Annotated in this window: 15 protein-coding genes and 1 tRNA gene; 12 read left to right on the top strand and 4 right to left on the bottom strand. The window is 42.3% G+C overall.

Features of this window, described 5'->3' with window-relative positions; translation table 11 throughout:
• Positions 1–276: 276 nt before the first annotated feature.
• Positions 277–1,533, bottom strand: coding sequence for a valine--pyruvate transaminase (locus PSF27_RS08415; protein ID WP_206084856.1), 1,257 nt, complete (start codon positions 1,531–1,533; stop codon positions 277–279).
• A gap of 205 nt (positions 1,534–1,738) precedes the next feature.
• Positions 1,739–2,302, bottom strand: a complete 564-nt coding sequence (locus PSF27_RS08410) for a DNA-3-methyladenine glycosylase I (RefSeq protein WP_272681266.1) — start codon at positions 2,300–2,302, stop codon at positions 1,739–1,741.
• Between the two features lie 201 nt (positions 2,303–2,503).
• Between PSF27_RS08410 and glyQ the strand changes: the two genes are divergently transcribed.
• The 11 genes from glyQ (at position 2,504) to PSF27_RS08355 (ending at position 16,449) form a co-directional block, all read left to right on the top strand.
• Complete coding sequence (gene glyQ / locus PSF27_RS08405) at positions 2,504–3,412, top strand: glycine--tRNA ligase subunit alpha (RefSeq protein ID WP_206084853.1); 909 nt, start codon at positions 2,504–2,506, stop codon at positions 3,410–3,412.
• A gap of 9 nt (positions 3,413–3,421) precedes the next feature.
• Positions 3,422–5,491, top strand: coding sequence for a glycine--tRNA ligase subunit beta (gene glyS / locus PSF27_RS08400; RefSeq protein WP_206084851.1), 2,070 nt, complete (start codon positions 3,422–3,424; stop codon positions 5,489–5,491).
• Between the two features lie 220 nt (positions 5,492–5,711).
• A tRNA-Pro gene (locus PSF27_RS08395) sits at positions 5,712–5,788 on the top strand.
• 241 nt (positions 5,789–6,029) lie between these two features.
• Positions 6,030–7,595 (top strand): ShlB/FhaC/HecB family hemolysin secretion/activation protein, encoded by a 1,566-nt coding sequence (locus PSF27_RS08390; RefSeq protein ID WP_272681265.1) that lies wholly within the window; start codon positions 6,030–6,032, stop codon positions 7,593–7,595.
• Between the two features lie 602 nt (positions 7,596–8,197).
• Complete coding sequence (gene dppA, locus PSF27_RS08385; protein WP_272538933.1) at positions 8,198–9,805, top strand: dipeptide ABC transporter periplasmic-binding protein DppA; 1,608 nt, start codon at positions 8,198–8,200, stop codon at positions 9,803–9,805.
• Positions 9,806–9,973: 168 nt separating this feature from the next.
• Complete coding sequence (dppB, locus tag PSF27_RS08380) at positions 9,974–10,993, top strand: dipeptide ABC transporter permease DppB (RefSeq protein WP_206084845.1); 1,020 nt, start codon at positions 9,974–9,976, stop codon at positions 10,991–10,993.
• Positions 10,994–11,003: 10 nt separating this feature from the next.
• Positions 11,004–11,906, top strand: coding sequence for a dipeptide ABC transporter permease DppC (gene dppC, locus PSF27_RS08375; protein WP_206084844.1), 903 nt, complete (start codon positions 11,004–11,006; stop codon positions 11,904–11,906).
• A 12-nt stretch (positions 11,907–11,918) separates the two neighbouring features.
• Positions 11,919–12,899: a dipeptide ABC transporter ATP-binding protein gene (gene dppD, locus PSF27_RS08370; protein WP_206084843.1), complete on the top strand. Its 981-nt coding sequence runs from the start codon at positions 11,919–11,921 to the stop codon at positions 12,897–12,899.
• A complete protein-coding gene (dppF, locus tag PSF27_RS08365; protein WP_206084842.1) occupies positions 12,896–13,900 on the top strand; it encodes a dipeptide ABC transporter ATP-binding subunit DppF in 1,005 nt (334 codons plus the stop codon). The genes dppD and dppF overlap by 4 nt, the downstream gene beginning before the upstream one ends.
• 196 nt (positions 13,901–14,096) lie before the next feature.
• Positions 14,097–14,795 carry a HAMP domain-containing protein gene (locus PSF27_RS08360; RefSeq protein WP_206084841.1) on the top strand — a complete coding sequence of 233 codons (699 nt, stop codon included), beginning with the start codon at positions 14,097–14,099 and terminating at the stop codon, positions 14,793–14,795.
• Positions 14,796–14,964: 169 nt separating this feature from the next.
• A complete protein-coding gene (locus PSF27_RS08355) occupies positions 14,965–16,449 on the top strand; it encodes a M16 family metallopeptidase (RefSeq protein WP_206084840.1) in 1,485 nt (494 codons plus the stop codon).
• 226 nt (positions 16,450–16,675) lie between these two features.
• Here PSF27_RS08355 and PSF27_RS08350 read toward each other — a convergent pair whose 3' ends face one another.
• The gene (locus tag PSF27_RS08350; protein WP_272681264.1) at positions 16,676–17,677 is read right to left on the bottom strand and encodes a serine hydrolase domain-containing protein; all 1,002 of its coding nucleotides are present in this window, start codon (positions 17,675–17,677) and stop codon (positions 16,676–16,678) included.
• A 40-nt stretch (positions 17,678–17,717) separates the two neighbouring features.
• Entirely contained in the window at positions 17,718–18,599 is an 882-nt protein-coding gene (locus PSF27_RS08345; RefSeq protein WP_206084838.1) for a LysR family transcriptional regulator, read from the bottom strand.
• Positions 18,600–18,684: 85 nt separating this feature from the next.
• Between PSF27_RS08345 and PSF27_RS08340 the strand changes: the two genes are divergently transcribed.
• Entirely contained in the window at positions 18,685–19,755 is a 1,071-nt protein-coding gene (locus tag PSF27_RS08340) for an NAD(P)H-dependent flavin oxidoreductase (protein ID WP_206084837.1), read from the top strand.
• The last annotated feature ends 34 nt before the right edge of the window (positions 19,756–19,789 follow it).

Raw genomic sequence — 19,789 nt, 5'->3', positions numbered from 1 at the left:
TATTTAATATTTCAATTGGATAGTTAATCTGATGTAAGGTAGGGAGCACGACAGTGAAATGAGGTATCCGAACATATAGCAGCTAAAAGTGCTTTTGTTCAAGCTATAACCAAACAAAAAAGGTGTTCTAATAGATTTGAATGATATTCGTATTGAAAAAGTTATTTGATTTCAATTACGGAGTTCTCGCTAATTTTTCGCCCTCTCAATTTGAAAGGGCTTTTTTTTCTTAAAATTAGCGAGTCAGACGCAGTTAAAACAAGATTTCTATCTCGTCTAGCAAGTCACTTCCTGATATGCTTTTTCTAACTCTTCCGCTAATATTTTGATCCCTTGCTCTATTTTTTCTGGCTCAGGAACGTAATTCATTCGCATGCATTGGTGTGCATGTGGCCAGTCTTGTTCAATACCAGGGAAGAAATAGTGCCCAGGTACCATCAGGACACCACGCTTTTTCAAACGTTGGTATAACTCTAAGCTATTAATTGGTAAGTCTTTAAACCACAGCCATAAGAAAATAGCGCCTTCTGGTTTGTGAATGAGGCATTTATCTTCGGGTATATAACGGCGAATGATCTTAATAGCTTCTTCAACACGTTGCTGGTAGAAAGGGCCAATAACATTCTTAGATAATGAGATTAAATCATCCCTTTTCAGCATTTCCAGTGCTAATGCAGGGCCTACACCACCAGGGGCGAGGCTAATAATACCGTTCATATTACTAACGGCTTCAATGATTTCTTCATTGGCAATTATGATACCGCAGCGAGTACCTGGTAAACCAAGCTTAGATAAGCTCATACAAAGAATGACATTTTCATTCCAAAATGGTGTCGCTTCACTAAAAATAATACCTGGAAAAGGTACACCATAAGCATTATCTATCAGCAATGGGATGTTGTGTTGTTTTGCTAATTGATCTAAGTGCTCAACTTCTTCATCTGTGATCACGTTCCCTGTTGGATTTGTAGGGCGAGATACACAAATAACACCAATATCATCAGTGACTTCTAAAGTATTAAAGTCAACACGATATTTAAATTGGCCATTAGGTAAATATTCAATTTGTGGTTTGTTCGCAACAAACAGGTCGTCATCAAGGCCTGAGTCCGCATACCCGACATACTCTGGGGCAAGAGGAAAGAGGACTTTACGAGTGATACCATCTTCAAAGCGACCGGCTAGCAGGTTAAATAGGTAGAAAAAAGCACTTTGGCTGCCATTTGCTAGCGCGATATTTTTCGCACTGATGTTCCAGCCTAGTTTTGCTTTTAGCGTTGCTGCAAGCGCTTTCAACATGGCATCTTTGCCTTGAGGACCATCATAGTTGCATAAAGTGTCCGTCAATTGGCCATTTGCACACATTTCAGTTAATAATTCTTGGAAGTATTTATCCATCTCAGGGATATGGGCGGGATTACCACCACCAAGCATGATGGAGCCAGGGGTTCTGATGCCCTCATTCAAGTCTTTCATTAATAATGAAATCCCTGAATTTTGAGCGAACTTATTACCAAATTTAGAAAATATCATTGCATTAATTCACATATGTCTATTAGGTTGTTAATGGAATTTAAAACATACTCTGCCCAATCCTAGAGTTCAACCGCTTATTTTTATTTAATTTCAATTTAAAATGTTGCAAATAAAGAAATAAATAGACATATAGTTTTTGATGTTGATGTTTTGATAGTTTATTTTTCTTTCCCAACAGGGTGGTCCATCTATAAATTCTGAATCATTTAAATTGGTAACAGCTAATTAAGTGGTCATTTATCATGCCAGTGGCTTGCATGAAGGCATAACAGGTGATTGAGCCAACAAATTTAAATCCCCGTTTTTTGAGTGCTTTGGAGAGTTTTTTGGAAAGTTCTGTTTCTGCGGGGACTTGGGACGAGCTTTCCCAGCGGTTGATTATTGGCTGTCCGTCGACAAATTCCCATAAAAAAGTTGAGAAGTCTTCTCCATTTTTTTGCATTGCTAAATAAGCGTTTGCATTTGCAATTATCGCATTGATCTTTAAGCGGTTACGAATAATTCGTGGGTCTTGCATTAATCGCTCAACATCGTCTTCATTCATCAATGCAATACGTTGGGGATCAAATTGGTGGAACAATTCCCGATAGTTTTTGCGTTTTTTTAAAATTGTGTACCAAGATAACCCTGCTTGCTGCCCTTCTAAACAAAGCATTTCAAATAAATGCTGATTATCATGGTTTGGTTTGCCCCATTCATCATCATGGTAGGCAATATATTCAGGATCTTGATTGACCCAATGACAACGTGTTGGTGATGTATCCATTTTTCATCCTTTTTCCAATCACAATCAACTTGCCTCAAAAACACAATACTTATACTGTATAAATAACCAGTTTAAAAGGGATGAAAGGATATTTTTTTATTTTTAGAATAAATACAGACATATTCAATGCTGTATATCTGTCGGTCAAAGGGTATACTGGCGTACTTTCATTAAATTTAACGTATCGCGTGCGGATCTAACATGCAAAAGTTTGATACCAAAACCTTCCAAGGTCTTATCCTGACATTACAGGATTATTGGGCGCGTCAAGGCTGTACCATTGTTCAACCACTGGACATGGAAGTCGGCGCAGGAACCTCCCATCCAATGACGTGTTTGCGTGCATTAGGCCCTGAGCCTATTGCTGCGGCTTATGTTCAACCCTCTCGTAGGCCAACTGATGGTCGCTATGGTGAGAACCCAAACCGTCTGCAACATTATTATCAGTTTCAGGTGATCATCAAACCATCACCAGACAACATCCAAGAACTGTACCTCGGCTCGTTGAAAGAGCTAGGGGTAGACCCAACTATTCATGATATCCGCTTTGTTGAAGATAACTGGGAAAACCCAACACTAGGTGCTTGGGGACTGGGTTGGGAAGTGTGGTTAAACGGGATGGAAGTCACTCAGTTTACCTACTTCCAACAAGTTGGTGGGCTTGAATGTAAACCTGTAACGGGTGAAATCACTTATGGTTTAGAACGTTTGGCAATGTACATCCAAGGTGTCGACAGTGTGTACGACCTTGTGTGGTGTGATGGCCCGTTAGGCAAAACCACTTACGGTGATATTTATCACCAAAATGAAGTTGAGCAATCCACCTATAACTTCGAATATGCAAATGTTGATTTTCTCTTCAAATGCTTCGAAGAATATGAGAAAGAAGCACAACATTTGTTAGCATTGGAAACTCCTCTTCCATTGCCTGCTTATGAACGCATCTTAAAAGCCGCTCATACTTTCAACTTACTGGATGCGCGTAAAGCCATTTCTGTTACTGAACGCCAACGCTATATTTTACGAATTCGTACCCTCACTAAAGGGGTCGCAGAAGCGTATTATGCTTCACGTGAAGCGCTTGGATTCCCTATGTGTCATAAGAACTAAGAGGCTGTCATGACTCAACAGACTTTCCTTGTGGAAATCGGTACCGAAGAGTTACCGCCGAAGGCTCTTCGTTCATTAGCTGAATCATTCGCTGTAAACTTTACCGCAGAGCTTGATGGAGCTGACATTGCTCACGGCGCAGTAACTTGGTTTGCTGCTCCGCGTCGTTTAGCGCTTAAAATCGCCGATTTAGCGGCATCACAACCTGATCGTGAAGTTGAAAAACGTGGCCCTGCTATTGCCCAAGCATTTGGTGCAGACGGACAGCCGACTAAAGCGGCGGAAGGCTGGGCGCGTGGTTGTGGTATTACTGTTGATCAAGCAGAGCGTTTGACGACAGATAAAGGCGAATGGTTACTGTATCGTGCGCAAATGAAAGGCCAAGCTGTCAGCGAATTGCTGGTGGATATGGTCAGCCGTTCATTAGCGAAACTGCCTATCCCTAAATTGATGCGTTGGGCAGATAAAGACACACAATTTGTGCGTCCTGTTCATACTGTTACACTGCTACTGGGTAGCGATGTTATTGACGGTGAAATTTTAGGCATTAAGAGCGCGAGAACGATTCGTGGTCACCGCTTTATGGGCGAACCTGAGTTTACGATTGATAATGCTGAGCAATATCCGGCTATTTTACGCGAACGCGGTAAAGTCATGGCGGATTACGAAGAGCGTAAAGCGGTTATCAAAGCCGACGCAGAAAAAGCGGCCCAAGCGTTGGGTGGAAAAGCAGACTTAACCGAAAGCTTATTAGAAGAAGTTGCTTCATTGGTTGAATGGCCAGTGGTATTAACTGCTAAATTTGAAGAGAAATTCTTAGAAGTTCCTTCAGAGGCGCTGGTTTATACTATGAAAGGCGACCAAAAATATTTCCCTGTTTATGATAACGCTGGCAATTTAATGCCAAATTTCATTTTCGTGGCGAATATTGAATCTTCCGATCCACAGCAGATTATTTCTGGTAACGAAAAAGTCGTTCGTCCTCGTCTAGCCGATGCGGAGTTTTTCTTTAAAACTGACCGTAAGCAACGTTTAGAAGATAATTTACCACGCCTAGAAACAGTCTTGTTCCAAAAACAATTAGGGACATTGCGTGATAAAACGGATCGTTTAGAAGCTTTAGCGGGTTGGATTGCAGGTAAAATTGGTGCGGATGTTAACCATGCAACTCGTGCAGGGTTATTAGCGAAATGTGATTTAATGACCAACATGGTCTTCGAATTTACTGATACACAAGGTGTCATGGGAATGCATTATGCACGCCATGATGGTGAATCAGAAGACGTTGCATTAGCAATTAAAGAGCAGTATCAACCACGTTTTGCTGGTGATGAGCTGCCTTCTACTGATGTTTCTGCTGCATTAGCACTTGCAGAGAAGATGGACACATTAGCGGGTATCTTCGGAATCGGCCAGCACCCTAAAGGGGATAAAGACCCATTTGCTTTGCGTCGTGCTGCATTAGGTGTTCTGCGTATTATCGTTGAAAAAGGTTACCAGCTTGATTTAGTGGAAATGACTGAAGAGGCTGCACGTTTATACGGTGATAAATTAACCAACAAAGATGTAGTCAATGATGTGGTTGAATTTATGCTTGGCCGTTTCCGTTCTTGGTATCAAGAGCTAGGTTATAGCATTGATACCATTCAAGCGGTATTAGCGCGTCGTCCAACGCAGCCTGCTGACTTTGATGCACGCGTGAAAGCAGTTACGCATTTCCGTACATTGGAAGAAGCACAGGCCCTTGCGGCGGCAAATAAGCGAGTTTCAAATATTCTGAGTAAATCAGATGAGAAATTATCTGATACTGTTTTAGCATCTGTGCTGAAAACGCCAGAAGAAGTGAAACTGGCGACACACGTTGTTGTTCTGCAAGATAAGCTGGCACCAATGTTTGCAGAAAGAAACTACCAAGATGCACTTGCTGAGCTCGCTTCTTTACGTGATGTCGTTGATGAATTCTTTGAAAATGTCATGGTAATGGATGAAGATCAAGCTGTTCGAGTGAACCGTTTAACACTTTTAAGCCAGTTACGTGAGCTATTTTTAAAGGTGGCAGATATTTCGTTACTACAATAAGGCCAAATTGCACATTTAATGTGCAACTGAGTGTCTTTTTATAAAAGTTAATCTGTTTGATAAATAAGCGCTAAATTGTATTTAGCGCTTATTTTTGTAGTGAGTTTGGTAAAAAAACAAAGAAACCTTACATTTTTGGCGGTTTTATCAGCAAATGAACGAGATTCGATAAAAATGGGTTGACGACCCCCATTCTTGGCAGTATTATTCACACCGTTTTCGGCGAGTAGCGCAGCTTGGTAGCGCAACTGGTTTGGGACCAGTGGGTCGGAGGTTCGAATCCTCTCTCGCCGACCAAATTCCAAAACCCACCTCATAGAGGTGGGTTTTCTCGTTTTAGCTCCTCGCAATTTTAAACCTTTCGATTATTATTTTTTCAGATTAACTTTGATTGCAACCTATTGCTGTATTTGGTGTTATACACACCTACGGTTTGAGTTTTCCTCATGAATTACGTACTGGCTACAATAAAGCTTATTTATTAGCTCAAGTTGTTTATGGCGCTGATAAAGGTATTTTTCATGACAAGGACTCGTTAATGAAAACCAAACATGTTAACCCCTCTATTTTTCTTATCCTTTACTTTGTTGCCCTAATAGCGGTGATACCAAAAGGTTTTGCAGCGCCAAATAGGCAAAATGCGGATGTGAGCCAGCTTACGCCCCTATCTTGTATCATTATTAACGTTCTTAATTTAATGGGTATGGAGCGGTTACCCAAGATTAAACCTAAGCAGATAAAAATCTGGCGTGGGATGATTGAAGGTCGATGTATGACTCCGTCTGAGTTACTTACCTATGCGGATTATATAAATACAGAGCTGATTAAAGCAGGTTATTTAACGTCTTATCTGTCTTACCCTGAACAACCCTTGTTTTTGGACATTTTACAGGCCGAGGTTATTACAGGGGCTATTTCGAATATTCATTATCAGGGGGGAGCCAATATTTTTCCTTTTGAAACGGGCGATGTTCTAAATTTACGACATATTGAACAGGGTTTGTATAATCTACAAAATGCAGCTTTAGTTCCTTACCATATTAATTTAGCGCCTGATGAGATGAATCCTCAGGCAACTGAGATTATTGTCGTTGGTGGGAATCAACGTGCTCAAAGAGGAACATTGTCTATTGAATATCGTCCTTTTGATAGCCAGCCTAAAGCCGTCATCTCTCATGATGTTATTTTTGCTAATCCGTTACGGATAAATGATTCGCTGTATTTAAATGCAAATCATTCTTTAGGTTCTTCGAATGGAAATAAGCTACAAGCTATCGCACTTGGTTATTCGCTACCATATCGTTATTGGTTGTTTTCTCTTTATAGTCATTACCAAAATAGCCAAACAAAGATACCAATTAATGACATCGCATTGAAGATGCAGCAACGTAATCGGGCATTATTACTGACCGCACAATATATTTTTAATCGCACTGAAAATAGCGTTACTTTATTTAATGTTAGTTCGCAAATTCAAACTATTGATACCTTTTTAGCAGGGCAACGCCTGGTAACGCAAAGGCGGCTAGCGAGCTATTTGTCTGGTGAACTGATTTACCAGCACATTTTTTCACGAGGCCAAGCGACGGTATCTCTGAAATACAAACAAGGGAACCGTTTGTTTGGCGCCAATGCGACACAAATTACAGGGTTAGAACGGCCTCAAATTTACCAGCTATCATTTTCATCAGCTTGGGGAAGCACACCTATTTATTATCAGAATAGTTTAGATATCCAATTGAGCCGCTCTAAACTCGATGGATTATTAGAGCGAGAGGCTTTTTTTGGAAGAAACGGCGTGCAGGGTTTTCCAAATACAGATGGTATTGAGTTGGGGGACAATAGCTTAAAGCTACACAATGAAGTGAGTTGGGATATACCGAGGGAACAAACTCAGTTGTACAGTTCTATTGGAATGGGGGTAACGGCAAATGATAGAACAACATTTTGGCGAAAAAATGCCTTATTAGGCTGCAAGGCTGGAGTGAGGGGTTCAATAGGGGCAATCAATTATCATGTTTTCCTTGAAGCGCCTATTTGGCAAGTTAATCAGGTTGTTGCTAATAGCCTCCATTCTGGTATCCAAGCGAGTATGCGTTATTAGCCAATAATTTAACAACAGCATGAGAGGGAGGGGAGCGCCTTAGCCAATTGTAGCTTTTATCAACAATATCATAGAATTTTATGTATACAGCTTGAATGATTAAAAGGAACGCATAAAAATTATTTTATTCTTTAAGTTATCAATTGGTTAAAATTATGTTTAGCATGAACAGGCGAATGTTTTTAATATGGATAAAAAATAAACTAAATAATAACATGCTAAAATAATTTCAATCCTCATTTCCTTCAGTGTTTTATTTCAGCAGCTATTGGGTAAAGCGCTATATTCGTTCAGTAATTCAGCACTTAATCACAAATATAAAAATAAATAACCCCAACACAAAACACTAATCATTACTAATAATATGGTTATAATGCCTACTTATTGGCTTCATTATTGCTATTTTAGCCTAAATTAACATGCTAATTGTTTCTAATATGTTACGAGTTTTGTGTGTAGTGAGTCAATGCAGCTATTGACGAAGTGAGTGACAGTTGATTAATTGCTCAATGAATAACAAAAATACAGATACTACTTCTGTCATTTTAATGGCGGGGTTAGTCATCGAGCAAAAACAACATGAACACCACAGGAGCATACAGATGCGCTCTATTAAAAAAACAGGTCTACTTTCAGTAGGATTAACACTAGCAGCATTAGCAGTGTCGGCATCAGTACAAGCTAAAACATTAGTGTACTGTTCAGAAGGTTCGCCAGAAGGCTTTAACCCTCAGTTATTTACGTCTGGTACAACATACGATGCAAGTTCAATTCCGCTGTATAATCGTTTAGTTGAGTTTAAATTAGGTACTACAGAGATTGAGCCAGGCTTAGCAGAGAGCTGGGAAGTGAGTGATGATGGAAAAGTGTATACCTTCCACCTACGCAAAGGCGTGAAGTGGCACTCAAACAAAGAATTCAAACCAACTCGTGACCTCAATGCGGATGATGTTATCTATACATTCATGCGTCAAAAAGATGCAAACCACCCATATCATAAAGTTTCTGGCGGTAGCTATGAGTACTTCATGGGAATGGATATGGATAAAATTATCGATAAAGTTGAAAAAGTCGATGATAACACTGTAAAAATTACACTAACTCGCCCTGAAGCACCATTCTTAGCGGATATGGCAATGGACTTCGCTTCCATTTTGTCTGCGGAATATGCTGACCAAATGTTGAAAGCAGGAACCCCTGAAAAAGTTGATTTAAACCCTATCGGAACGGGCCCTTTTGTTTTACAACAGTATCAAAAAGACTCCCGCATTTTATATAAAGCGAATGACCAATATTGGGGAACAAAACCAAAACTTGACCGCTTAGTGTTTTCAATCACGCCTGATGCTTCAGTACGTTATGCGAAACTGCAAAAAAATGAATGCCAAGTTATGCCATATCCAAATCCAGCTGACTTAGAGCGCATGAAACAAGACAAAGATATTACCTTGTTAGAGCAACCAGGTCTGAACGTGGGGTACCTCTCTTATAACGTAGAGAAAAAACCACTGGATAATCAAAAGGTTCGTCAAGCATTGTCAATGGCAGTGAATAAAGATGCGATCATCGAAGCGGTTTACCAAGGTGCAGGCCAAAAAGCGAAAAACCTGATCCCACCAACCATGTGGAGCTATAACGATGCCGTGAAGGATTATGAATATAATCCAGAAAAAGCCAAAGCACTGTTAGCAGAAGCAGGTTTCCCGAATGGGTTTGAAATTGATTTGTGGGCGATGCCAGTTCAGCGCCCATATAACCCAAATGCACGCCGCATGGCCGAAATGATCCAAGCGGACTGGGCGAAAGTTGGCGTGAAATCAAAAGTTGTTAGCTATGAGTGGGGTGAATACCTCAAGCGTGCTAAAGACGGTGAGCCACAAACGGTCATGATGGGTTGGACGGGTGACAATGGGGATCCAGACAACTTCTTTGCCACATTATTTAGCTGTGCTGCGAAAAAACAAGGCTCTAACTACTCCAAATGGTGTAACGAAAGCTTTGAAAACCTGATCCAGCCTGCTCGTATGACGGCAGATCATAACAAACGTGTTGAACTGTACAAACAAGCACAAGTCGTCATGCATGACCAAGCGCCAGCGCTGATCATTGCTCACTCAACTGTGTTTGAACCAGTGCGTAAAGAAGTGAAAGGCTATGTGGTTGATCCACTAGGTAAGCACCACTTCGAAAACGTCGACATCGAGAAGTAATCGTATCTAATCTGTCTATGCCCTTCGTTGCTGGTTTGGAACGAAGGGCGTTTTCTTCTTTAAAAGAAGCAGAGAAGTTCAGTTGTTTGTGAGCACCCAGAAAAGTGATTTTCTGAGTAGCCAAACGGACTAAGAGCCGTCAACGGCATTATTAAAGAGATTCAGGATATGCTGCAATTTATCCTCCGACGATTGGGGCTTGTGATCCCCACGTTTATCGGTATTACATTACTCACATTTGCTTTTGTCCATATGATCCCTGGGGATCCAGTCATGATCATGGCGGGCGAAAGAGGGTTATCCCCCGAAAGACACGCCTATCTAATGGCTGAATTAGGGCTCGATCAGCCACTTTGGAAACAATACCTGCATTATATCAATGGCATATTTCATGGCGATTTAGGGATTTCCCTAAAAAGTCGCATTGGCGTATGGGAAGAATTTGTTCCACGCTTTTTAGCAACTGTCGAATTAGCCACCTGTGCCATGATTTTCGCGATTTCTGTTGGCATCCCTGTTGGGGTATTAGCCGCAGTTAAACGCGGGTCGATTTTTGACCACACCGCGATTGGACTTTCCTTAACAGGTTATTCAATGCCGATTTTCTGGTGGGGGATCATGCTCATCATGTTAGTGTCGGTACAGCTTGACTTGACGCCTGTTGCAGGGCGGGTAAGTGACACAGTTTTCCTTGATGATTCACAACCACTCACGGGTTTTATGCTTATTGATACCCTAATTTGGGGGGAAAGCGGTGATTTTGTTGATGCGTTAGAACACCTTATCTTGCCATCCATTGTATTGGGGACGATCCCATTAGCCGTTATTGTGCGAATGACACGTTCTTCCATGTTGGAAGTATTGGGTGAAGACTACATCCGTACCGCACGAGCGAAAGGCTTAGGCCGTGCAAGGGTTATCCTTATTCATGCTTTACGTAATGCTTTGTTGCCAGTGGTCACCGTGATTGGCTTACAGGTTGGGGTTATGCTAGCGGGGGCTATTTTGACCGAAACCATTTTCTCATGGCCAGGGCTAGGCCGTTGGTTAATCGAAGGGCTACAACGCCGTGATTACCCTGTTGTTCAAGGTGGTGTGTTGCTTGTTGCCACATTGATTATCTTCGTTAACTTAGTGGTCGACGTGCTGTACGGCATTGTAAACCCAAGAATTCGTCATAAGAAATAAGGAGCGCTAAATGTCTCAATCTACTGAGCCAACCGTTGTCAGCGCCCCACAGCCGATGACACCGTTACAAGAATTTTGGCACTATTTTAAACGCAACAAAGGGGCAGTTGTTGGGATGTTTTACATCATCCTGATGGTGCTAATCGCGATTTTTGCAGGAGTACTCGCCCCTCATGCTCCAGATGAACAATTCCGTGACTTTTTACTTGCCCCACCAGTTTGGCAAGAGGGCGGAACGTGGCAATTTATTTTAGGCACCGATGACGTTGGGCGCGATTTATTATCTCGCTTGATGTATGGCGCCCGTTTATCACTGCTAGTTGGTTGCCTTGTGGTTGTGCTTTCACTGATCATGGGGGTAACAATTGGTGTGATTGCGGGTTACTTTGGTGGTGTCGTTGATGCGCTGATTATGCGTGTTGTCGATATCATGTTGGCGTTGCCAAGCCTGTTATTGGCCTTAGTGCTAGTGGCTATTTTTGGCCCTTCTATTGTGAATGCTTCTATTGCATTGACATTCGTGGCATTGCCTCACTATATCCGTTTGACGCGTGCAGCCGTTTTGGTCGAAGTAAACCGTGATTATGTGACCGCTTCACGTGTTGCTGGTGCAGGGGCTATTCGTCAGATGTTTGTCAATATTTTACCTAATTGCCTCGCGCCCTTGATTGTTCAGGCATCGTTAGGGTTTTCGAATGCTATTTTAGATATGGCTGCTTTGGGTTTCCTTGGTATGGGGGCTCAACCTCCAACGCCAGAGTGGGGAACAATGCTGTCTGATGTGTTGCAGTTTGCACAGAGCGCATGGTGGGTCGTGACGTTCCCAGGATTAGCAATTTTATTAACTGTATTAGCGTTTAACCTGATGGGCGATGGTTTGCGTGATGCATTTGATCCAAAACTCAAGCAGTGATGAGGTAATTTAATGGCACTGTTAAATGTAGAACAACTTTCGGTACATTTCGGCGACGACAAAGCTCCGTTTCGCGCCGTTGATCGGATCAGCTATAGCGTTGAAAAAGGCCAAGTCGTCGGGATTGTTGGCGAGTCAGGTTCAGGAAAATCGGTTAGCTCTTTAGCCATTATGGGGTTAATTGACTATCCTGGAAAAGTGATGGCGGACTCATTAAAGTTTGATGGCCGTGATTTATTGTCTATCCCTGAGAAAGAGCGCCGACAAATTGTCGGTGCCGATGTTGCGATGATTTTCCAAGATCCGATGACCAGCTTGAACCCGTGCTTTACAGTGGGTTATCAAATCATGGAAGCATTAAAAGTTCATCAAGGTGGTAATAAAGGTACTCGTAAGCAACGAGCGATTGATCTACTTGATATGGTGGGGATCCCTGATCCTGAATCACGCTTGGATGTGTATCCGCACCAGTTATCGGGTGGGATGAGCCAACGAGTGATGATTGCGATGGCGATTGCCTGTCGTCCTAAGTTATTGATTGCAGATGAGCCAACAACCGCACTGGATGTGACGATTCAAGCACAGATTATTGAATTACTGTTGGAGTTACAACAGCAAGAAAATATGGCTCTGGTGCTGATTACTCACGACCTTGCATTGGTTGCTGAAGCCGCTCACCACATTATCGTGATGTATGCAGGGCAAGTTGTCGAGTCAGCAAAAGCGAGTGATATCTTTAAACATCCTCGTCACCCTTATACACAGGCGCTATTACGTGCGCTCCCTGAATTTGCGACGAATAAATCACGTTTAGCTTCACTCCCAGGCGTAGTTCCTGGTAAATATGACAGGCCAACGGGTTGCTTGCTCAATCCGCGTTGCCCGTATGCCACAGAGAAATGCCGCCAAGAAGAGCCAATGTTACAAACCGTTGGTGATCGCCAAGTTAAATGCCATATGCCGCTTGATGATATGGGGAGGCCAACACTATGAGTGACAAACATGCAGCACCACTGCTAAAAGCTGTGGACTTGAAAAAGTATTATTCCGTCAAAAAAGGTGTGTTTGGTGCAGAAAAAACGCTAAAAGCACTGGATGGCGTTTCATTTGAGCTCGAAAGGGGCAAAACATTAGCCGTTGTAGGTGAGTCGGGTTGTGGTAAATCCACATTAGGCCGCTTGCTGACGATGATTGAGCAACCTTCAGATGGCGAGTTGTATTACCAAGATCAAAACCTGTTAGTTAAAGATAAATCAGCTGAAAAATTACGTCGTCAAAAAATTCAAATCGTCTTCCAAAACCCGTATGGGTCTTTGAATCCACGTAAAAAAGTGGGACAAATATTGGAAGAGCCATTAGTGATTAATACATCGCTTTCGAAAGAAGAGCGGAAAGAAAAAGTATTATCGATGATGGCTAAAGTCGGTTTGAAAACAGAGCATTATAGCCGTTATCCGCATATGTTTTCAGGTGGTCAGCGTCAACGGATTGCAATTGCACGCGGTTTGATGCTTGACCCTGATATTGTGGTGGCTGATGAGCCTGTCTCTGCGCTAGATGTGTCTGTACGTGCTCAAGTGTTAAATTTAATGATGGATCTTCAACAGGATTTAGGCTTGTCTTATGTGTTTATTTCCCATGATTTATCCGTGGTGGAACACATTGCCGATGAGGTGATGGTGATGTATTTGGGGCGTTGTGTGGAAAAAGGGACGAAAGAGCAGATTTTTAACAATCCTCTGCACCCTTATACACAAGCGTTACTTTCGGCAACCCCAAGGCTGAACCCAGATTCACGTCGTGAACGCATTAAATTAACGGGAGAATTGCCAAGTCCGTTGAACCCACCTCCTGGCTGTGCTTTTGCTGCACGTTGCCGCCGTGCATTTAGCCAATGTACACAATTTCAACCGACACTGAAAGAATATGACCAGCAGCTTGTCGCATGTTTTGCTGTCGATGAAGACGAAAAACACACGATTGTTGTAAGTTAAATTTTTGAATGGCAGAAAGTCCCTCTTTCTGCCATTTTATTTGTGGAGTTAGTGCATAATTCTCTTCGAGCTGTATCTTATCTTAAATATCCAATCTTTCTTTTTAAATTACTCTTTTGCAGATAAAATCAAGTATACTGACAGATGTTTTTCGTTCTTCTTTAAAAAGCGACTTGATTAGGAAGGTTGTGGCCAAATGAATACGCAAGTCCAACGCTCACTAACATTAAAAAGTATGGTTGCATTTTTTGCGATTACATTACTCTCACTTGCGCTTTTTTTAGCTATTCAATTCAGTTACTTACTAGAGCAGCGCAAGCAGGATTACTTGGGTCAGCTCAGTAATGCTGTTGTGCAAATTCAAAAACCATTAACAGATTCTCTGCTAAGCTCAGATCTTAACGAAGCGAAAAAGTTGCTTGTGAGCTTAAAAACCTCTGGCATTATGGGAAAAGCGATAGTTACTGTTGATGATGCTACCGTCATGAATTTAAGTTTTGCGACGCCAAAGCCGATACCTGAATGGGTAGAGTATATTGTGGGCATTCCTGTGGAAATGACAGTGCCATTATATGCTTATGGCAATGTTGTGCTACAAGCCAAGCCTCAAGGCTATTTGACCTTACAGGTAGATTCGAACCGAGTTTATCGATTTGCACTAAATACGCTTGCTTTAATGACGACCACTTATTTGTTGTTGGTATTGATTATTGCAATTGCGATGACCTGGTGTGTTAGTCGTATGATTGTTAGGCCATTACGTAAAATAGCGATTGAATTGCAAACTAATGAATCGGTAAATCAAGTCACCGTATCTAGCTATCATCACGATGATGAGCTTGGTTTATTGGCAAAAGGTTATAATCGTCAAAGAAAACAACAAAATTCAGACTAAGCCATGAACATGCTTTCAGCTTTATGGTCTAATATCGTTAGAGTGGTGGCAATGAAAGATTGGATAAAGCCATACGATATCGTTTAACCCAGTAAGTTCGCGTTTTTCGTTAACTTATTCGTTGTAATTTGCGGTTAAATATAAAGATATAAAACACATAGGGGTTTACATGCAGGGCTTGAAAGTTCGGTATATTATCAGTGTTGTATTACTGTCAGTTGCGCAATTTGCGCAGGCTGAACCGTTACAACCCGATCCAGCATGGCAGCAAGGAAAGCTAGAAAATGGCTTTAGCTGGCAATTATTACAAACACCACAGCGCCCGAATGACCGTATTCAGCTCAGGTTAGCCATTAAAGCAGGTTCATTATCAGAAAAAGCGAGTGAAAAAGGTTATAGCTATTTAATCCCTAAAATGGCGCTACTTCACCAAACAGAAGCATTTCCGACGGCGACTTTACAAGAGTTTTGGCGACAGGCGACCGATCCAGATATGCCAATTCCTCCTGCCGTGGTTTCTTATGACTACACGATTTACAGCTTAAGTTTACCGAACAACCGTCCTGATTTAATTAAACAGGCGCTGAGTTGGCTGTCAACATCAGTAGCAGGTGCAACATACACAGAAGCAGCATTGCACAATGGGCTAGAAGCTCAAAATGTGCCTGTTGCAACGCTACCATTAAATGCGAATGATCCCGTTTGGCGTGCGCGTTTGAAGGGTTCAGCCATGATGGGATATGACCCAGGCCAGAAACCTAGTGGGAATGTTGATCTCGCAGGTGTGAATGATTTTTACCAAAAATGGTACACGCCAGATGTGATGACACTCTATGTGGCGGGGCATGTGGATTCACGGATGTTGTCCGATACAATCTCACAAACTTTCTCTGGGCTGCAAGGAAGACGTTCAGAACCTGTTTCTGTGGCGGTATTATCCACCGTTAAGCCGCAGTCTATTGATATCCTGCAGGATCAACCAGCACAAGATACCCTGTCTTTAATTTGGGATATTGATTGGTTACCAATTAATGATTCAAACATTTTATTGCGTTATTGGGCGAGTGATTTAGCGCGTGAAGCAGTTTACCGTACGTTACAAAAATCATTTAACCAAAAATTCAATCAAGATGAAGTTGTCCCTGGTTTAGATTGCCGAGTGCAATATCAAAAAGCGACTTGTACGCTTACCGTTACAGCAGCGCCAGAAAAAATGGCTGCAGTAACAGACCTTGTAGCGAGTGAACTGGCAGCAATTAATCAAAACGGGATTTCACCTGAGTTGTTCGATGAGATGATCAAAGAAAAACAGGTGCAGTTGTCTCAGTTGTTTGCTGCGTATGCACGCACCAGTACGGATGTTCTGATTAGCCAGCGTTTGATTTCCCAGCAAAATGGTGTTGTGGATATCGCACCAGAGCAATATCAACGCTTAAGGCAGGCTTTTTTAGCTGCACAAAGCCTTGAGCAAGTGAATATGGAAGCGAGACGTTTGCTGTCCCAAGAGGCTGCTTTTGTTTTAGCACAGCCTAAAGATAAGCAAACCATGGATGCAGAACAAATTCGCCAGAAATTCAATAAAGTCCTTTGGCCGAAAATTCCTACAACTCCAGAGCCAACTCCAGTTGCGCCAGCAACTCCAGCTGCCCAATAATCGATAAAAAGATAGCCTGCGTAAATACACAGGCTATCTTTGAGGTTGTTGACAAAGCAGGATAAAAGCGTGGTTTTCCTGCTTTGTGTTATCAGCCAAAAATCAATGAATTGATTTTTCTCGTTTATTTTCAAAACCAATCCAACCTGCAGTCAAACCTAATCGGTTTGTCAGCAGTCTGAAAGATAGCCTGCGCAAATACACAGGCTATCTTTCTTCCCAATAATTATTGTTCAGTTAATAATGTTTCAATCACGCTAATCAGTGTGTCTCTTGATTCTTTGTCATCCACAAAGCCCGCAGCACTGGTTTTTGTTGTTGGTGAATAGTAGGCCACAGACCCCCAAAAACCTAAATGCGAATAAAGGGTTATACCGTTAACTTCACTCGCCATAATACCCAAGCGATAGCTTTCGGCATCTTTATGGGAACCGACACTTAACATAGTTTTTAGCGTTTCGTGTGAATCAAAAACTTGCCCTTCAAATAAGGCTTCTAAAAATTGGGCCATTTGTTTGGCTGACATAATCAACCCGCCGCCGCCATAGACATCCATAGAGGCATGAATATGCGTCCCTTCAAACTTACCAAGGTATTGTTTTGCCCTTGGCGATGCACTTTGTGGTGGTTGTTCTAAATATTCCCAGTAAGCACTTTCTAGGCCGATTTTATCAAACTTGAGTAATTCTCGAACAGCTTGACCAAGGGATTGTCCTGTTATTCGCTCGATAATATCGCCGAGTAGAATGTATCCAGTATCTGAATAAATAAAAGACTCTGAGGGGGCGATAAAGGGGAACTGCTTACGTACATACATCTCAACTTGTTCAAGGCGGCTCCATTGGTAATCTGGGCGCTTTATAACCTCTTTAAGGTAATCTGCATCAGCGTGGTCGAGTAACCCGCTACTGTGGTTGAGTAAATGGCGAACGGTGATTTGTTGGGTGTTGTATTGAGTACTCAGTAATGAATCATATTGTGGGTCAATCAGCTTGGAAATAGCATCATCAATATTGATTTTTCCCATTTCAGCTAAACGTAAAATTGCCGCAGCGGTAAAGGTTTTCGTATTACTCGCTATGCGTAATGGGGTATCGACGGTAAGCGGGGCGTTATCCAGTGATGCACCTCTGGCACAAAATGTACCAACGCTTTTTTTAAGTTGGTTATGGTAGTAGAGAGCTACCCCGCAGGATAAGTTTTCCAGTTGTGGGATTACGTTTGTCATCAAAAGTCCTTATCAGGCCGTCAATTGGGAATTTCCCATATTACCCATTACGCGAAGACGTGATGCACGCTTTAAATGCGCTAAATGCGGGTACGTGGTAATTCTCACGATAAATCAACAGAGTGTTACAGGTGGTGATTGGAATACGGCCTAATCGCAATGGCGAAATTGGCATCGACTCGATAAGGTGTTTGGGCAATAGTGCGACACAGCTTCCCGCAGTGACGCAAGCAATCATGGCGTGGTAAGAATTCATCTCCTGAATATTCCAGTCTAAATTAGCGGGGATCCCCAACCACTGCTCGGCAATATTGCGATAACTGCATCCTTGGGTAAATGCGGCGAGTGAACGAGTCTTAATATCAGCATTATGGCGAGCACTGTGGTCGTGTTCAGGGAGTAACAATTGCAATTCTTCCTGCCAAATAGCCTCTGTTTTAATACCCATTTGTGAAAACTGACTAGGCTCATAGAGTGAAGAAGGTAGGGCAACAAAAGCACAATCCAGTTTTCCTGTATGCACTTGCTCAAGGAGCGATAGAGAAGACCCCGTGCGTAATAATAATCGCGTGGTTGGGTTTTGTTGGTGAAATTGCGCTAGCGGTAAAGGTAACCGACAAGCCGCTGTACTTTCCATACTCCCAATTCGTAATTGTCCACCATCTTGGCCACCGCTGATCACATGGCGAGCTTCTTCTTCTAATGCGAGCAGGCGCTGTGCATAATCAAGAAATTGCCTACCTGCTTCGGAAAGCTCAAGGCGTTTATTTTGACGGATAAAAAGTGACTCGCCCAAATCCGCTTCCAATTGTTGGATTCGGGTGGTGATATTTGATGGCACGCGGCCTAACCGAGTCGCCGCACGCGTAATGCTGAGCTCGACGGCAACAGTGCAAAATATTTTTAGAGATTCAGAGTTCATTTTCTTTTTATGTGAATGTTATGCTATGTTTATTCTTTAAATAAGAACATAAAGTGTACCCTGACATTGAGACAAAGGAAAGATAATGAATAACTCAAATGCATTTCTACAGCGCTTAGGTTTACGCTATCCCATCATTCAAGCACCGATGGCGGTTGTTTCAACACCTGCATTGGCTGCTGCGGTTTCAGAAGCAGGTGGTTTGGGGTCATTAGCGTTAGGGGCCAGTTCTGTTGAACAAGCTCGGCAATTGATTACACAAACGAAAGCCCTAACAGACAAAGCGTTTAATGTGAATGTATTTTGCCATCTAACGCCCAAACGCAGCCAAGCAAATGAACAAGAATGGGTTGATTATTTATCACCACAATTCTCGCAATTTAATGCGCAGCCGCCTGAACAATTGGGTGAAATTTACCTCTCATTTCTCGACAATCCCGACATGTTGGCTTTGTTCCTTGAAATGAAGCCACCAGTAGTCAGTTTTCACTTCAATGTGCCATCAGCCGAGGTTGTTAGTCAGTTAAAAGCCCAGGGGATTTATACCATGGCTGCGGCAACCAATCTGCAAGAAGCTCAGGCGATTGAAAAAGTAGGTATTGATGCGATAGTTGCACAAGGGATTGAAGCAGGTGGTCATCGTGGGATGTTTGATGTAAAAGCGCCTGATGATGAACTGACAACGCAAGCGCTGGTGAAATTATTGTCACAGCATACCCATCTGCCAATTATCGCTACGGGTGGGATTATGAATGGCCAAGATATCAAAGCCGCATTAGGCAATGGTGCGGCAGCCGCACAGCTTGGCACCGCATTTTTGTTATGTCCTGAGTCTGCGACGAATGCGGGCTATCGTGCAAAATTAAAACAGCAAACAACAGATAATACCGCGTTAACATCGGCGATTTCTGGACGTCCAGCTCGTGGAATTATAAATTCGTTTATGGAAGCAGGAAAAAAATATGAACCGAGTAAATTGCCAGATTACCCAATCGCCTATGATGTGGGTAAGCAGCTGAATGCTGCCGCGACAAAAGCAGGGAGTGACGAATTTGCGGCTCACTGGGCAGGCCAAAATGTGGCGAAGGTACGTGAATTGCCTGCCGCTGAACTAGTCGAGATACTGGCTAAAGAGTTACAAACGTCGTTTGATTAGGCAAATCAGGGGGATAGTTCCCCCTGATTAAATG

The organism is Providencia sp. PROV129 (assembly GCF_028482245.1).
GTDB lineage: Bacteria > Pseudomonadota > Gammaproteobacteria > Enterobacterales > Enterobacteriaceae > Providencia > Providencia vermicola.
The sequence above is the reverse complement of the archived record's forward strand: the minus strand, read 5'-3'. Positions and strand labels throughout refer to the sequence as shown.

Bases quoted from the DNA above. Each gene is read 5' to 3' on its own strand.
- glyQ (WP_206084853.1), top strand. From the start codon at position 2,504: ATGCAAAAGTTTGATACCAAAACCTTCCAAGGTCTTATCCTGACATTA.
- PSF27_RS08390 (WP_272681265.1), top strand. From the start codon at position 6,030: ATGAAAACCAAACATGTTAACCCCTCTATTTTTCTTATCCTTTACTTT.
- dppD (WP_206084843.1), top strand. From the start codon at position 11,919: ATGGCACTGTTAAATGTAGAACAACTTTCGGTACATTTCGGCGACGAC.
- dppB (WP_206084845.1), top strand. From the start codon at position 9,974: ATGCTGCAATTTATCCTCCGACGATTGGGGCTTGTGATCCCCACGTTT.
- dppA (WP_272538933.1), top strand. From the start codon at position 8,198: ATGCGCTCTATTAAAAAAACAGGTCTACTTTCAGTAGGATTAACACTA.
- dppC (WP_206084844.1), top strand. From the start codon at position 11,004: ATGTCTCAATCTACTGAGCCAACCGTTGTCAGCGCCCCACAGCCGATG.
- PSF27_RS08360 (WP_206084841.1), top strand. From the start codon at position 14,097: ATGAATACGCAAGTCCAACGCTCACTAACATTAAAAAGTATGGTTGCA.
- PSF27_RS08410 (WP_272681266.1), bottom strand. From the start codon at position 2,302: ATGGATACATCACCAACACGTTGTCATTGGGTCAATCAAGATCCTGAA.
- PSF27_RS08415 (WP_206084856.1), bottom strand. From the start codon at position 1,533: ATGATATTTTCTAAATTTGGTAATAAGTTCGCTCAAAATTCAGGGATT.
- PSF27_RS08355 (WP_206084840.1), top strand. From the start codon at position 14,965: ATGCAGGGCTTGAAAGTTCGGTATATTATCAGTGTTGTATTACTGTCA.
- PSF27_RS08340 (WP_206084837.1), top strand. From the start codon at position 18,685: ATGAATAACTCAAATGCATTTCTACAGCGCTTAGGTTTACGCTATCCC.
- PSF27_RS08350 (WP_272681264.1), bottom strand. From the start codon at position 17,677: ATGACAAACGTAATCCCACAACTGGAAAACTTATCCTGCGGGGTAGCT.
- dppF (WP_206084842.1), top strand. From the start codon at position 12,896: ATGAGTGACAAACATGCAGCACCACTGCTAAAAGCTGTGGACTTGAAA.
- PSF27_RS08345 (WP_206084838.1), bottom strand. From the start codon at position 18,599: ATGAACTCTGAATCTCTAAAAATATTTTGCACTGTTGCCGTCGAGCTC.
- glyS (WP_206084851.1), top strand. From the start codon at position 3,422: ATGACTCAACAGACTTTCCTTGTGGAAATCGGTACCGAAGAGTTACCG.